Source organism: Hymenobacter artigasi, assembly GCF_012275535.1.
GTDB classification, from domain to species: Bacteria; Bacteroidota; Bacteroidia; order Cytophagales; family Hymenobacteraceae; genus Hymenobacter; species Hymenobacter artigasi.
In genome coordinates this window covers 253,816-267,455 of the sequence record NZ_JAAVTK010000002.1, presented here as the reverse complement: position 1 = coordinate 267,455, position 13,640 = coordinate 253,816, and the positions used below count along the sequence as shown (strand labels likewise).

Sequence of the window (13,640 nt, the reverse complement as noted above, 5' to 3'; positions counted from 1 at the left end):
ATGCTTTTGGGTAAATCGTCAGGCTCCCCTCTCCTGAGGAGAGGGGCCGGGGGTGAGGTGTTTCGGGGAGGGCGGTGAAAGTTAAGGAAGCAGGTGCGCCGGCACCCGCTCCAGTTGTTGCAGATAATCCAGCGTTTCGGCGGCTCTTATTATATGCACCGCGCCGGCCTCGTCAATCATCACTACGTTGGGCCGCAGGTTGATGAACTGCTGCCACTGGCTCATATTGTACGCGCCCACTTTGTGCACTACCACGGTATCGCCGGGGGCGAGCAGGGGCAGGGCGATGCTGTTGCGGAGCTGGTCGATGTTCATGCAGAGGGGGCCGTAGAGCACGGTGGGCTCGGTTTGGTCCGAGAATTCGCGGGTGGGGCTGATGTGGTGGTCGTACCAGAAGGAAGTGAACAGCAGGTTCACCCCGAAGTCGAGGATGGTGGCGCGGCGGCCGTCGGCCAGGCGCTTGTTGGCCAGTACCGAGCCGATGAGCGAGCCCGCGTCGTCCACCAGCGCCCGGCCGGCTTCCAGCACCAGCAGCGGCAGCTCATCGGCCGGGAAGCCTGCGCCGAGCAGGGCCCCGGTAATGGCTTCAGCGTACTCATCGAGCGGTGGCACCGTGTCGGCGGCGGGCAGGTAAGCGCCTTTCAGGGTGTTGGTGGAAGGGAAGCCGCCGCCCAGGTCGAGGTACTGAATGGCCGTGTGCAGCTCGCGCCCGCAGCGCCGGGCCAGCGCCGCCAGCTTGGTGGCCGCCACGCCATACGCCTTGGGCTGAAGCACGTAAGTCCCAATGTGGCAGTGCAGCCCCACCAGCGCCAGCCGCCCCGAGGCCACCACGCGGCCCAGCGCCTGCCAGGCCTCGCCGTTCTCCAGGTTGAAGCCGAACCGGTCCCACTGCGGGTAGATGCCCGCGTCGAGGTTCACGCGCAGGGCCACGCGCGGCCGGGTGGCGCGGCCGGCCGCCACGTCCAGCAGCAGGTGCAGCTCATCGGCATTGTCGAGGTGAATGACGGCATCGACCGCGCAGGCCTGCTCCAAATCGGTGCGCCGCTTGCCGGGGCCGTTAAATAGGATGTGCGGGCCGGGCACGCCGTTCAGCAAGGCCTTCTCCAGCTCCATGCCGCTCACCACCTCCGCCCACGCGCCCTCCTGGTGGAAGGTGCGGCACACGGCATTCAAATAGTTCGTCTTGTACGACCACGCCAACTGCACCGCCGGGTAGCGCGTGCCGAAGGCCCGCACCGCCGCCTGGTAGCTGCGCCGCAGCTGCCGCTCGCTCAGCACAAAGAGCGGCGAGCCGAACCGGGCCACCAGCTCCGCCACGGCTACGCCATCGAGGGCGGCCGTGGGCGCGGCCCCGGCGCGCGGCCCAAACTTGTGCAGCGCGCCGGCCGTGAGCTTGCGGAGGGTAGGACGTTCGTAGGGTTGTTTCATGGATGGATACTAATGAGCCAGCGGACAATTCCCCTCCTCAGCTGAGGAGGGGATGCTGGCGCGAAGCGGCAGCTGGGGTGGTTGAATCGTTGAACGACTCGCGCCCGCACCAGCCGGGCATCGTTTGGGCGTGATTCGGCCGCATCAGTCGGGTATCGTTCGGGTGTCGTTCAACGAGGTCAACCACCCCCGTTGCCGCGTCGCGGCAACATCCCCTCCTCGTCTGAGGAGGGGAGCTCAAAGTTCGCCCAGCGCGGCCACTTGCTGGAACTCGGTATGGTCGGTAATCAAGTCCCAGGCGTAGCGCACGAACATCTTACCCACGGCATAGCCTTCCATCATGGTCACGGGCAGGCCTAGGGCCAGGCGGAGCAGGGCGGCGGGCTGGTTCTGGCCGGCGGCGGCCGTGAGGTATATCCAGGCCGGGAAGCGGGGGTTGATTTCGAGAATAACCAGCTCATCGGCCGCCGTGCGAATCAGCTCCAGCTCGAAGCCGCCGCGCCAGCGCGTGGCCTCGGCAAAGCGGCGGGCCAGGGCCAGCAGGGCCTCATCCTCCAGGGTGATGCCCGCCCAGGCCTTGCCCCGGTCCGTGATGGTGAGCTTGCGCATGGGCACCGCGCTCAGGGCGCGGCCGTGCCCGTCGCCCAGCCCGGCAATGTTGATTTCCTGCCCCGCCACAAACTGTTGCGCGATGAGCGGCACGCCCCACAGCCCGCTCAGCCGCGCAAACGCCTGCTCGGCCTGCGCCAGCGAATGCACCACGGCGGCATCGTAATAGCGGCCCTTCAGTACCAGCGGCCAGCCCAGTGTTTCAGCGGCAGTCGTTATTTCAAAAGCGCTGTGCAGCGGCCGGCTGGCGGGCGTGCTGAAACCATACGCGGCCCCGAAAGCGGCCAGGTTCAGCTTGTCGCGCGCATCGAGCTGGGCCAGCGTGGGCAGAAACGTATGGATGCCCAGCGCCCGCAACTCGGGCTCCAGCTTGATGAAGTTGAACAGCTCCGCATCGAAGTTGGGGATGAGCACGGCTACGTCCTCCCGCTCACGGATGTGGGCCAGCCGCGCCAGCAGCGCCGCCGTGCCCGCCGCAGGGTAGGGCAGCTGGTACGTCTTATCCACCAGCTCACGCAGGTAAATACCGGGCTCCAGCGCCTCGTAGCTCAACCCGATGATGCGCAGGTCGAAGTCCGTGGTTTCGCGCAGGGCGCGGATGACGGCCACGCCGGGGCCGGGACTGTCGGTGGCATTGAGGCCGGTCACGGCCACGGTGAGGCGCGGCCGGGTGTTGGAAGCAGGGAGTGGGGAGGGGGAAGTGGGCATTGGCTCAGGTTACTTTTTGGTGCTCACTTTCCGCTTCCCCCAGCAGGTTGAAGTCGCGCAGCTGGGCCAGCAGGTCGTCCCAGTCCTTTTCGAGCTGGCCGGGGGCCACATCGTAGCGCTCCAGAATGTCGGCCTTAATGGCCGCCGCGTCCAGCCCGGCCTTGGCGCGGGCCAGGATGTCGGCCGCCAGCGGGTTGGCCGCGAAGGAGTCGCCGGTGGCGGGATTGAAGATGAATCCGGCCTCGCTGGTGGCAATGTTGGGCTTGAGCTTCATGGGAGGGGAAAGGTAGGGGAGGAAGGTGTAAGGCGGGGGACTTTCCTGTCATCCTGAGCATTCTGCGATTGAAGCAGAGACGAAGGACCTTATCACGGCTGCGCCAATTGCATTGCTGACTGAATTACTGCAAACCGTTCTTCGGTGGTAAGGTCCTTCGTCTCTGCTTCAATCGCAGAATGCTCAGGATGACAGGCGGACGCAACGCCGGGTCAGCACAAGCCCCCCTACGGAATCACCTCCACCCAGCCCTTAAACTTGCGGCCGTCGGTGTAAGTAGCCAGGTAATAATACAGCCCGCCTACGCCCTGGCCGCCCCACTGAAACCCGCGCTCCGAGGAGGCGAATACCTGCTGTCCCCAGCGCGAGAAGATTTTGATGCCCGCAAATTTATTATCGCAGAAGTCCACCGGCAGGTCGGGCATCCGCAGGAAGTCGTTTTGCCCGTCGCCATTTGGCGTGATGACATTAGGCGGGCGGAAGGCGGTCAGCTCCGCCACCGGCACCACCTCGAAGCGGATGGCGCGCTCCTGCGGCAGCGGCACACAGGGGCCGGTTTCGGTCAGCTTGAAGTGCACCACCAGGCCATTGCTGGTGCCGATGGCCGCCACGGCCGCGCAGGTCGGCTCCCAGGCGAAGGTGCCGTTGGCCAGCCCCGCGCCGTTTTGGGCGGTAAACTGCATGCCCATGCTGGCCAGGTCGAAGCCCTCGCCCACGGCCGCGAGGGCCAGGGCGTTGCGGTCGGCATCGGTGCCGGTGAGGGTGGCGGTGTAGCGCTGGCCCAGCGTCACGCGCACCACCGTGGGCGCGGCATCTACGGTGGGAGCCGGGGCGGGCGGGAAGCTGCTGCTGAGCACCGGGGCCGCGTTGGTGCCCTGCGTGGCGGTGAAGGCCACGCGCACGGTGTCGTGCTTGGGCAGGCTGCACCCGTTATCGGCCACAATGAGGTCGAGCAGGTACACCTTGCCCTTGGTGTCGGAGCAATCGGGGAAGCAGAGGGTGGCGGTGAGGGTGTCGGGGGCACCGGCGGCCCGCACCGTGCCGCTGATGCTGGTGGTGAAGGTGGGCGCGGGCACCGTGAAATTGACCGGCCGGGTGCTCATGGTAAGCACCGAGTTGGGGTCGGAGTCGGTGTAGCGAATGGTGAGGCAGCGGTTGCCGCCGGGCAGCAGGCGCAACGTGTCGCGGCCGGGGCGGTACAGGGCGGCGCTGTTGGCCGCGCGCACCTGGAGCCGGGGCGCCACGTTGGTGGGGCAGTTCAGCACGTAGAGCTGGAAGTCGCGCCGCGTCTCGCCAATCTTCACGCCCTTGCGGTATTCCGCGCAGCGCACCCCGAATACGAACAGGCCCAGGCTGCTGGCCCGCACCGTGAGGCGGCCGGTGCGCGCGTCAATGCCCAGGGCCGGCGTGCCCGGAATCTGGTTGGCGGCGCTCAGGCCCTGGCTCCAGGTGATGGGGGCGTAGGGGGCCGCGCTGGGCAGCGGCGCGTTGTTGCCGACGGCCGCCGTGGCGTGGCCGTTGAGCGGCGTCACCATGTCGTAGGCGAGCGAGTCGCCATCCACGTCCTGCCCGCCGAAGTCGTAATAAAACAGCTCGCCCCGGCACGCATAGTCGCCCAGGGGCGGGAAAATGCGCGGCGTGGAATCAATAAAAGCCGCGCCATTGCGGACGACAGCCGGAAATTCGAGGTAAAACGTCTGGGCCGCGCCGCCGGGATTGATAATGTTGCTGATGGTGATGTTGCGGCAGCAGCGCTCCACGGCCACGTAGTAGCCGCCGGCGTTGGCGTAGGTGGCGGCATCCAGCGTTATTTCTTTGGTGTACACCAGCTTGCGGGTGCTCAGCGAGCCCACGGCGCAGGCGGGATTGGTGTACTGCACGAAGGTGTTGCTGGTGAGCGGCAGCGTCACGTTCACTACACGCTGGTTGGTGGCTTTCACAAAAATGCTGGCTACCAGGCTTTGGTCCAGGGCCAGCGGGTCGCCGTTGATGGCATCAAAATACAGGTTGAGGCTGAGCGTGTAGGTGCTGCCGGACTTGTACTGCAAATCCAGCTCGCCGCCCACAATGTGCGTGGCCGAAGCCACCAGCGGCAGCAGCAACAGGAGCAGAAGTCCAAGCGAGCGGAGGGGTTTCATGTGGGTAGTGAAGATAAGAAATCGGCAGCCGGGAAACCTCACCCCCAGCCCCGGTTCGCTTAATGCGCGAAGCCCGCGGAGAGGGGAGCCAAGGTAATCGTTAGGCTCCCCTCTCCGCGGGAGAGGGGCTGGGGGTGAGGTGACGGCGTCGGATTAGTTAGCGCCCGTGCCGGTGCCCGTACCCGTCGTGGTCGTGGTAGTCGGGGTGGTGGCCGTGGTGGTTTTCTTGGTGCAGCCGCCGTTGGGGCGCACGTTGTCTTTCTCGCAGCCCGAGAAGCTGCTCATGGAGCACAGCAGCGCGGCGGCGCTGGCAAAGCGTAGGAGGTTAGTGAAGCGCATAAAAGTTGGTTGGGGAAAAGGGTTGAAAAATGAAAAAATGATGAGAGGAAGGCTAGTGAATGTTGCCGCCCACGGCCAGGCCGCTGGGCACGGCGGCGGGCACGGTGCGGTCGTAGCTGGCGGCGGTGAGGGATTGCAGAAAGGCAATGATGTTCTGCGGATTGGTCACGCGGCCGGGAAACAGCGGGTCGCGCTGGCTTAGGCTCACGTGCGGGTTGGCCGTGGCCGGTGCCCCGGGCGGTGGCGCGTAGAAAGCCAGCACCGCCTGCAGGTTGGGCAGCGTGCCGCTGTGCATGTAGGGCGCGGTGAGGGCCACGTTGCGCAGGCTGGGCGTGCGGAAGGCGTAGCTGCCATTGGCCCCTGCATCGGAAGTCGGATTTTTGCCGTTATCGGCCACGCCGAGGATGTGCAGCTGGTAGTCGCTGAGCATCGGGCCGCTGTGGCACTTGGCGCAGCCGCTGGTCACGAAATCGTTCAGGCCCTGCACCTGCTGGGCCGTGAGGGCGCTTTTGTCGCCGCGCATGTACTGGTCGAAAGGTGCATCGGTGGCCAGCAGCGTGCGCTCGAAACAGGCAATGGCCTTGCCGATATTGGCCGGCGAAATGGGCGTGGCCTCCGCGAACGCCGCCCCGAACAGCGGCCCATACGCCGCGATGCCGCGCAGCCGCGCCACCACCGAATCGAGGGCCACGCCCTCGGCGTACTGGTGGCCGCGCATCTCATCCAGCGCGGCCACCGGCATCACCGACTGCGTTTCGAGCGACTGCGCCCGCAAGTCCCAGAACATGGCGGCGGTGGCAGGCTGGCAGCTGCCATCGGCCGCCATGCCGTTGAAGGCGGCGTTGAGCACCGTGGGCGAGTTGCGCTGGTTGAAGGCAATGTCGTTGGGGGCGCGGAAGTGGCGGGCGGTGCCCAGGCCCTGCCCGTTGCTGCCAATGCTGAGGTCGAGGGCGTCGGCGTAGCCGCTGGCGGGGTGGTGGCAGCTGGCGCAGCTCACGTCCTTGCCGCCCGACAGCACGGGGTCCCAAAACAGGGCGCGGCCCAGCGCGATTTTGGCCGCGCTGCTCGGGTTGCTGGCCGGAGCGGTGGCCACCTGCGGCAGCGCCGTGATGGTGGCGAGGTCGGCGGTAGTGGGCGTGCTGAGTTCGCGGTCTTTCTGGCAGGCCACTACCAGCAGCAGCGCGGCTGCAGCCATCATCGAAGCAAGTCGGGGAAGCAGGGGCGAGGCCATGAATAAAGCAGGGGGGAGGAGCGGAGGTGTAAGCGGCAATCTGCCAGCCAACAGGCAGCGGGTTTGGCTCAAATTTGCGGCTCCTTAATAACTGGGGCCAACTGCAATCGCCGAGCTACTGTCCCGCGTCGCCCATTCGCCTTTTTAGCCCCCCCAAACGGCGCGGCCAATTGGGGCCACGCCGCGCCAGCGGCCCAAAGTGCCGACTCGGCGATACCCACCCCCCGCTGGCCGATACAAGGCCCGGGCACCCAAGGGCGGGTTGTAGCTTTGGAGGGAGTTAAAAGTTGGGAGTATAAGAGCTGAAAATGGGAGTTGAGGACTGGCCGCCGTTCGTTCTCGCTACGCAACGCTTCACTTTTAACTCCTAACTCTTAACTCCCAACTATGCCCCTTCCGCTACTCCGTTCGGCTTCCACGCTGCTGCTGCACGCCCTGGTCTGGGGGCTGGTGGCGGTGTTGCTGGTGGCCCAGCAGCCCGACTACCCCGGCCCCAAGCCCACCGAGTTCTGGCTGACGCAGGCCGTGGTATTTGGCTTGCTGGTGGGTGTGTTTTACCTGAACGTGGCCTGGGCCGCGCCGCGCCTGCTGTATGGCGGCAAAGGCTGGGCCTACGTGGTGCTGAATGCCGCGCTGGTGCTGGCGGTGCTGGCCATTCATCAGCAGGCAGAGCAGCGCCTGGGCGTGCCCGAGCTGATTTCGGCTGCCCGCGAGGCCGTCCTCAACCCGCCCAATCCGTGGTCGGCGCCGCGCCCGCACCCGCTGCCGGGCCTGGAGGAAGGCAGCCCGTTCGTCAATTCCGGGGTGCTGCTGCTGGCGCTGCTCGTGCTGGGCATTGCCACCAGCCTCGCGGCCATGCAAAAGGGCCAGCGCGACGCCGAAAGCCGCCTGGAGCTGGAGCGCCGCCAGGTAGCCACCGAGCTCAGCCTGCTGAAAGCCCAAATCAACCCGCACTTCTTTTTCAATACCCTCAACAACATCTACGCCCTCACGCTGCTCGACGCCGACCAGGCCCGGGCCGCCCTGCACCGCCTCTCGCGCATGATGCGCTACGTGCTGTATGAGTCGCCGGCCGGCCACACCCGCCTGAGCCAGGAAATCAGCTTCCTGCGCGATTATGTTGAGCTGATGCACCTGCGCCTGACCAATAAGGTGCAGGTCAGCTTCGAGATGCCCGACCCTGCCGGGCCCGGCCCGCTCAGCCCCGACCCGTTCATCGCGCCCATGCTGTTTCAGCCGTTTGTTGAGAATGCGTTTAAGCATGGCGTGAGCGCCACCGCGCCCAGCCGCATCAGCATCGAGCTGCGCCAGCCCACGGCCCATACCGTGGAGCTGTGCGTGCGCAACACCGTGTTCCCCGACCGGCCCGCCGCCGATGACGACGAGCCCGGCGGCATTGGCCTGGCCAACACCCAGCGCCGCCTCGATTTGCTCTATCCCCACGCCCACACCGTGCGCGTAAACCCCCGCAACGCCGCCAACGAATACGAAGTATGCCTGCACCTGAATCTGTAACCCCCGCCCCGGCCGCCGCCCCGTTCGTCATCAACTGCGTAGCCGTCGATGACGAGCCCCTGGCCCTGGGCCTGGTGTGCTCCTTCATCGAGCAAACGCCGTTTCTGCGCCTTGTGGGCCGGCACGAAAGCGCCGTGGCCGCTCTGCGCTCGCTGCACGAGCGGCCCGATGCCCAGCTGCTGTTTCTCGATATCAAGATGCCCGACCTCAGTGGGCTGGAGCTGGCCAAGGTGCTGCAGCACGGCCCGCGCATCATCTTCACCACCGCCTTCAACCAGTATGCCCTGGAGGGCTTCCGCGTCGATGCGCTCGATTACCTGCTCAAGCCCTTCGATTACCAGGAGTTTCTGCGCGCTGCCCTCAAGGCCAGAACCTACTTCGAAATGAAGCAGGCCAGCGAAATCCCCGCGTCCGCCACCACCCCACCAATCCCCCAACCCGCCAATCTACCAGAGGACGACCACATCTACCTCAAAGTGGAGTACCAACTGGTGCGCGTGCCCCTGGCCGACATCGTGTACGTGGAGGGCCTGAAGGACTACGTGAAGGTGCACCTGGCCAGCCAGACGCGGCCGCTGCTCTCGCTCACCAGCCTGCGCGGCATGGAGGAAAAGCTGCCCGCCGGCAAGTTTCTGCGCATCCACCGCAGCTACATCGTGGGGCTGGGCCACATTCAGTCGGTGGGCCGCGGCACGGTGCAGATTGCCGGCGAAACCCTGCCCGTGAGCGACGGCTACCGCGAGGGCTTCGACCAGTTTTTTAGTCGCTGGAAATAAACTTCCGGGCCCGGGCGCCAATCCAACCAATGTTCACGCTGCGTTAATAGTAGCGTCACTACCTTGCCTGCGTTATGAGTGAGAATCAGCCCGATTACTTCGATACCGACGGCCGCCCCCAACCCGCTGACTACGCGAGTGCTGCCGCCGAGCGCAAGCTCAAAGTCTGGGCCGTGCTCAACGCCGTGCAGCAAGGCCTGATGGATGCCGTGGAGGCCTGCGCCGCCTACGGCATCAGCCCCGCCGAGCTGGAAGAACAGCGCGCCGACTGGCTCGATTTCGAGTCGGGCCGCCGCTGATTGCCGGCCGGGCTGGAATTAACTTTTAAGTCTCTTTGTATAAATGCCCGGCCGCGATTTTTCGCGCAGCCGGGCATTTCTTTTGATAACCCCCTTTACTACTCTATCGTACCACTGCTTCATGCAAGAAAATCATCCTGCCGCTGCCCACGCCCTGCCCCAGCTGCCCAAAGCCCCCACGGGCATCGACGGACTCGACGAAATTACCGAAGGCGGCCTGCCGCTGGGCCGGCCCACGCTGATTTGCGGCAGCGCCGGCTGCGGCAAAACCCTGATGGGCATTGAGTTCCTGGTGCGCGGCATTCTGGATTTCAACGAGCCGGGCGTGCTTATGGCCTTCGAGGAAACCGCCCAGGAGCTAGCCGCCAACGTGGCCTCGCTGGGCTTTGACCTAAAGGATTTGCAGGAACGCAAAATGCTGCGCCTCGACCATGTGCACGTGGACCGCTCCGAGATTGAGGAAACCGGCGAGTACGACCTCGAAGGCCTGTTCATTCGGCTGGGCCACGCCATCGACAGCATCGGGGCCAAGCGGGTGGTGCTTGATACCATTGAGGCGCTGTTTTCGGGCTTTCCGAACCAGGGCGTGCTGCGCTCGGAAATCCGCCGGCTGTTTCACTGGCTGAAGGACAAGGGCGTGACCACCATCATCACCGCCGAGCGTGGCGACGGCACCCTCACGCGCCAGGGCCTGGAAGAGTACGTGTCAGACTGCGTAATTCTGCTCGACAACCGCGTGATTGACCAGATTACCACCCGCCGGCTGCGCGTGGTGAAGTACCGGGGCAGCACCCACGGCACCAACGAATACCCCTACCTCATCACCGAAAACGGCATTTCGGTGCTGCCCGTGACCTCGCTGCGGCTCGACCACGCGGTGTCGAGCCATATTGTCTCGACCGGCATTCCGGCCCTCGACGAAATGTTTGGCCTGCGCGGCTACTACGAGGGCAGCAGCGTGCTCATCACCGGCACGGCCGGCACCGCCAAAACAACCCTGGCCGCCGGTTTCGCCGAAAAAATCTGCCAGGACGGCGGGCGCTGCATCCTGTTTGCCTTCGAAGAATCGCCGGCGCAGCTGCTGCGCAACATGGCCTCGATAAAAATCAACCTGCAGGAGCATGTGACGTCCGGCCAGCTGCTCATCGAAGCCAGCCGCCCCACCCTCAACGGCCTGGAGCAGCACCTCGTCACGCTGCACCGCCTGGTGCGGGAGTTCAAGCCCACCGCCGTGGTCATCGACCCCATCACCAACCTCATTTCCGTAGGCAACAAGAATGAGGTGCGCAGCATGCTCACCCGCCTCATCGACTTTCTGAAAGTCAACGGCATCACGGCCCTGTTTACGGCCCTGGTAAATGGGCACGGCTTCCAGCAGGAAATGACCGACGAGGGCGTGTCGTCGCTGGTCGATACCTGGATTTCGGTGCGCGACCTCGAGGGCGTGGGCGAGCGCAACCGCGGCCTGAGCATCCTCAAGTCGCGGGGCATGGCTCATTCCAACCAGGTGCGCGAGTTTGTGGTGACCCCGCACGGCATCGAGCTGCTCGACGTGGTGCTCGGGCCCTCCGGCATCGTCACCGGGGCCAGCCGCCTCACCCAGCAAATGCAGGAGCACGCCGAGATGCTGGCCGCCCAGCAGGAGGCCGACCGCCGCGACCGCGAAGTGGAGCGCCGCCGCCGCATGTTGGAAGCCAACATCGCCAACCTGCGTACCGAGTTTGAGTCGGCGGAGGAGGAGCTGCGCCAAATCAGCTCCAACGAGCAAAGCCGCCAGCAAACCCTGCTCAGCGGCCACCAGCGCATCGCGGCCGCCAATCCGCCGGCCCCCAGCGCGCCCAGCGCCCCCACCGCCGAAAGCGGCCAGTAACCCCAACACCCGGAATGCCGTAGCATCCCATTCCATTGTCCGTTTTATGGCAGAAGTAGCCGCAGTTGAATTAGCAGAAGAAGGCCTCCAGGAAACGTGGGAACTGCGCTTGTACGTGGCCGGCCAAACGCCCAAGTCGGTAACGGCTCTGGCCAACCTTCGGAAGTATTGCGAGCAGCACCTCAAAGGCCGCTACAAGCTGGAAGTGGTGGACCTGCTGGTGAATCCCCAGCTGGCCGAAGGCGACCAGATTCTGGCCATTCCTACGCTGGTGCGCAAAGTGCCCGAGCCCATCCGCAAAATCATCGGCGACCTCTCCAACGAAGAGCGGGTGCTGGTCGGGCTCGACGTGCGCCCGGCCCTGAGCAAATAACTGCGCGCCCATGGACCCTTTCACGGACCCCCTGGCCCCGCCGGAGCCCGCCGGCCCCGAGTACGTGCTGCACCTGTACATCACGGGGGCCACGCCCAACTCGACGCGCGCCGTGCGCAACATCAAAGACATTTGCGAGCAGTACCTGAAGGGGCGCTATGAGCTGCTGATTATGGATGTTTTCCAGCAGCCCGCCCTGGCCCAGCGCGAAGACCTCATTGGCGTGCCCACGCTCATCAAGCGCAGCCCCGGCCTGGTGCGCCGCCTGGTGGGCGACCTCTCGGACCGCGAGCGGGTGCTAAAAGCCCTGGGCATCAACCCGTCAGCTGGCGAAGGCGTGCGCTATGAGTGAGCCGTTGCCCATCGCCGCCGAGCTGGCCCGGGCCAACGAAGAGCTGCGCGAGCAGCTGGAGGAAGCCCAGGACCTGATTCACGCCATCCGCACCGGGGCCGTGGATGCGCTGGCCGTGCAAGGGGCCGAGGGGCCGCGCATCTTCACCCTGCAGGGGGCCGACCAGAGCTACCGCACCCTCATCGAGCAGATGAGCGAAGGTGCCCTGCTGCTGGCCGAAGATGCCACCGTGCTCTACTGCAACGCCAGCCTGGCCGAGCTGCTGCACTGCCCGCTGGCCGAGGTGATGGGCCGCAATTTCGATGAGTTTGTGCCTCCGGGCTTTGGCAAAACCTGGGCCGCGCTGATGGACCGGGGCTGGGCCGGCAAAAGCCGGGGCGAGCTGCCGCTGCAAACCCAGACCGGGGCGCTACTGCCCTTCTCGGTGTCGATGAACGTGCTGGAATTCAACGAGACGCCGGCGCTGGCCGTCATCGTCACCGACCTGTCGGCGCAGCGCGAAATTACGGCCATTCGGGCGCAGGTAGCCGAGCAGAATGCCCTGCTCGACCGCAAAAATGAAGAATTGAAGCGCGAGGAGGCGGCCCGCCAGGCCGGCGAGCGCGCCGCCGCCGAAGCCAGCCGCGTGCTGGAAGGTATTCCGCAGATTGCCTGGACGGCCACGCCGCAGGGCATCAATTCCTACCTCAACCGCCGCTGGTTCGATTACATTGGCCGGGAAAACGCCGTGGGTTCTGACCAGGGCTGGACGGCGCACCTGCACCCCGACGACCGGCCCGCCGCCCGGCAGCAGTGGGTAGAATGCCTGGCCTCGGGCGAGCCCTATGAGGTGGAGTACCGCTTCCGCAACCGCGCCGGCGACTACCGCTGGATGCTGGGCCGCGCCCAGCCCTCGCGCAATGCGCAGGGCGCGATTATGCAGTGGATTGGCACCTGCACCGACATTCACGAGCAGAAGCTGGCCCTCCAGCGCATCGACCAGGCCCAGCACCAGCTGCGCGACAACAACGCGCAGCTCACCCGCGCCAACGTCGACCTCGACAACTTCATCTACACCGCCTCGCACGACCTCAAAGCGCCCATCAGCAACATTGAGGGCCTGCTCGATGCCCTGCTGCTGGAGCTGCCCGCCGCCACGGCGCAGAGCGCAGAGATAAGCCCCCTGCTCGACCTGATGCAGGACTCGGTGAACCGCTTTAAGCGCACCATTGAGCACCTCACGGAAGTGTCGCGGCTGCAAAAGGAACACGGCAGCTACGTGGCGCCGGTAGACCTGGCGGCCGTCATCCACGACGTGCGCCTCGACCTGGAACCGGTTATCCAAGGCACGGGTGCCCGGTTGGAAGTGGACGTGCAGGCCACCCCCGTGGTGCTGTTTTCGGAGAAAAACCTGCGCTCAGTGGTGTTCAACCTGCTCAGCAATGCCCTGAAGTACCGCGCCCCCACGCGGCCGCCGCACGTGCGCCTGCGCACCTGGGCCGAAGCGGGCCACACGGTGCTGGAAGTGCGCGACAACGGCCTGGGCCTCGAGGCGGCCTATCTTGACCGGCTATTTGGCATGTTCCAGCGTTTCCACGACCATGTGGAGGGCTCCGGCATCGGGCTGTACATGGTGAAAAAAATGGTGGAAAATGCCGGGGGGCGCATCACCGTGACGTCGGAGCTGGGCACGGGCAGCGTATTCTTCGTGTATTTCGTTCATCAATAACCCGCGGTGCGCCAAAGCCC

At 65.4% G+C, this 13,640-nt stretch carries 13 protein-coding genes; 7 read left to right on the top strand and 6 right to left on the bottom strand.

Annotated features, from left to right (window positions below; translation table 11 throughout):
- Positions 1–81: 81 nt before the first annotated feature.
- The 6 genes from HBN54_RS04645 to HBN54_RS04620 form a co-directional block, all read right to left on the bottom strand.
- The gene (locus HBN54_RS04645; RefSeq protein WP_168671989.1) at positions 82–1,428 is read right to left on the bottom strand and encodes a type III PLP-dependent enzyme domain-containing protein; all 1,347 of its coding nucleotides are present in this window, start codon (positions 1,426–1,428) and stop codon (positions 82–84) included.
- Positions 1,429–1,665: 237 nt separating this feature from the next.
- Positions 1,666–2,745 (bottom strand): ATP-grasp domain-containing protein, encoded by a 1,080-nt coding sequence (locus HBN54_RS04640; protein WP_168671988.1) that lies wholly within the window; start codon positions 2,743–2,745, stop codon positions 1,666–1,668.
- 4 nt (positions 2,746–2,749) lie between these two features.
- On the bottom strand, positions 2,750–3,019 hold the full coding sequence (locus HBN54_RS04635; protein WP_168671987.1) for a PqqD family protein: 270 nt from the start codon (positions 3,017–3,019) through the stop codon (positions 2,750–2,752).
- Between the two features lie 227 nt (positions 3,020–3,246).
- Positions 3,247–5,157 carry a T9SS type B sorting domain-containing protein gene (locus tag HBN54_RS04630; RefSeq protein WP_168671986.1) on the bottom strand — a complete coding sequence of 637 codons (1,911 nt, stop codon included), beginning with the start codon at positions 5,155–5,157 and terminating at the stop codon, positions 3,247–3,249.
- Between the two features lie 153 nt (positions 5,158–5,310).
- Entirely contained in the window at positions 5,311–5,496 is a 186-nt protein-coding gene (locus HBN54_RS04625; protein WP_168671985.1) for a hypothetical protein, read from the bottom strand.
- Between the two features lie 52 nt (positions 5,497–5,548).
- Complete coding sequence (locus tag HBN54_RS04620) at positions 5,549–6,694, bottom strand: cytochrome-c peroxidase (protein WP_235955385.1); 1,146 nt, start codon at positions 6,692–6,694, stop codon at positions 5,549–5,551.
- Between the two features lie 420 nt (positions 6,695–7,114).
- Here HBN54_RS04620 and HBN54_RS04615 point away from each other — a divergent pair, with 420 nt between their 5' ends.
- The 7 genes from HBN54_RS04615 (at position 7,115) to HBN54_RS04585 (ending at position 13,620) form a co-directional block, all read left to right on the top strand.
- Positions 7,115–8,242, top strand: a complete 1,128-nt coding sequence (locus tag HBN54_RS04615; RefSeq protein WP_168671983.1) for a sensor histidine kinase — start codon at positions 7,115–7,117, stop codon at positions 8,240–8,242.
- The gene (locus HBN54_RS04610; protein WP_168671982.1) at positions 8,221–9,018 is read left to right on the top strand and encodes a LytR/AlgR family response regulator transcription factor; all 798 of its coding nucleotides are present in this window, start codon (positions 8,221–8,223) and stop codon (positions 9,016–9,018) included. The genes HBN54_RS04615 and HBN54_RS04610 overlap by 22 nt, the downstream gene beginning before the upstream one ends.
- 74 nt (positions 9,019–9,092) lie before the next feature.
- Positions 9,093–9,317 (top strand): hypothetical protein, encoded by a 225-nt coding sequence (locus tag HBN54_RS04605; RefSeq protein ID WP_168671981.1) that lies wholly within the window; start codon positions 9,093–9,095, stop codon positions 9,315–9,317.
- A 121-nt stretch (positions 9,318–9,438) separates the two neighbouring features.
- Entirely contained in the window at positions 9,439–11,187 is a 1,749-nt protein-coding gene (kaiC, locus tag HBN54_RS04600) for a circadian clock protein KaiC (protein WP_168671980.1), read from the top strand.
- 46 nt (positions 11,188–11,233) lie between these two features.
- Complete coding sequence (gene kaiB / locus HBN54_RS04595) at positions 11,234–11,560, top strand: circadian clock protein KaiB (RefSeq protein WP_168671979.1); 327 nt, start codon at positions 11,234–11,236, stop codon at positions 11,558–11,560.
- Between the two features lie 10 nt (positions 11,561–11,570).
- Positions 11,571–11,912, top strand: coding sequence for a circadian clock KaiB family protein (locus HBN54_RS04590; protein ID WP_168671978.1), 342 nt, complete (start codon positions 11,571–11,573; stop codon positions 11,910–11,912).
- Positions 11,905–13,620: a sensor histidine kinase gene (locus HBN54_RS04585; protein ID WP_168671977.1), complete on the top strand. Its 1,716-nt coding sequence runs from the start codon at positions 11,905–11,907 to the stop codon at positions 13,618–13,620. Before HBN54_RS04590 ends, HBN54_RS04585 begins: the two co-directional genes overlap by 8 nt.
- The last annotated feature ends 20 nt before the right edge of the window (positions 13,621–13,640 follow it).

Bases quoted from the DNA above. Each gene is read 5' to 3' on its own strand.
- HBN54_RS04630 (WP_168671986.1), bottom strand. From the start codon at position 5,157: ATGAAACCCCTCCGCTCGCTTGGACTTCTGCTCCTGTTGCTGCTGCCG.
- HBN54_RS04610 (WP_168671982.1), top strand. From the start codon at position 8,221: ATGCCTGCACCTGAATCTGTAACCCCCGCCCCGGCCGCCGCCCCGTTC.
- kaiB (WP_168671979.1), top strand. From the start codon at position 11,234: ATGGCAGAAGTAGCCGCAGTTGAATTAGCAGAAGAAGGCCTCCAGGAA.
- HBN54_RS04625 (WP_168671985.1), bottom strand. From the start codon at position 5,496: ATGCGCTTCACTAACCTCCTACGCTTTGCCAGCGCCGCCGCGCTGCTG.
- HBN54_RS04605 (WP_168671981.1), top strand. From the start codon at position 9,093: ATGAGTGAGAATCAGCCCGATTACTTCGATACCGACGGCCGCCCCCAA.
- HBN54_RS04635 (WP_168671987.1), bottom strand. From the start codon at position 3,019: ATGAAGCTCAAGCCCAACATTGCCACCAGCGAGGCCGGATTCATCTTC.
- kaiC (WP_168671980.1), top strand. From the start codon at position 9,439: ATGCAAGAAAATCATCCTGCCGCTGCCCACGCCCTGCCCCAGCTGCCC.
- HBN54_RS04645 (WP_168671989.1), bottom strand. From the start codon at position 1,428: ATGAAACAACCCTACGAACGTCCTACCCTCCGCAAGCTCACGGCCGGC.
- HBN54_RS04590 (WP_168671978.1), top strand. From the start codon at position 11,571: ATGGACCCTTTCACGGACCCCCTGGCCCCGCCGGAGCCCGCCGGCCCC.
- HBN54_RS04615 (WP_168671983.1), top strand. From the start codon at position 7,115: ATGCCCCTTCCGCTACTCCGTTCGGCTTCCACGCTGCTGCTGCACGCC.
- HBN54_RS04585 (WP_168671977.1), top strand. From the start codon at position 11,905: ATGAGTGAGCCGTTGCCCATCGCCGCCGAGCTGGCCCGGGCCAACGAA.
- HBN54_RS04640 (WP_168671988.1), bottom strand. From the start codon at position 2,745: ATGCCCACTTCCCCCTCCCCACTCCCTGCTTCCAACACCCGGCCGCGC.
- HBN54_RS04620 (WP_235955385.1), bottom strand. From the start codon at position 6,694: ATGATGGCTGCAGCCGCGCTGCTGCTGGTAGTGGCCTGCCAGAAAGAC.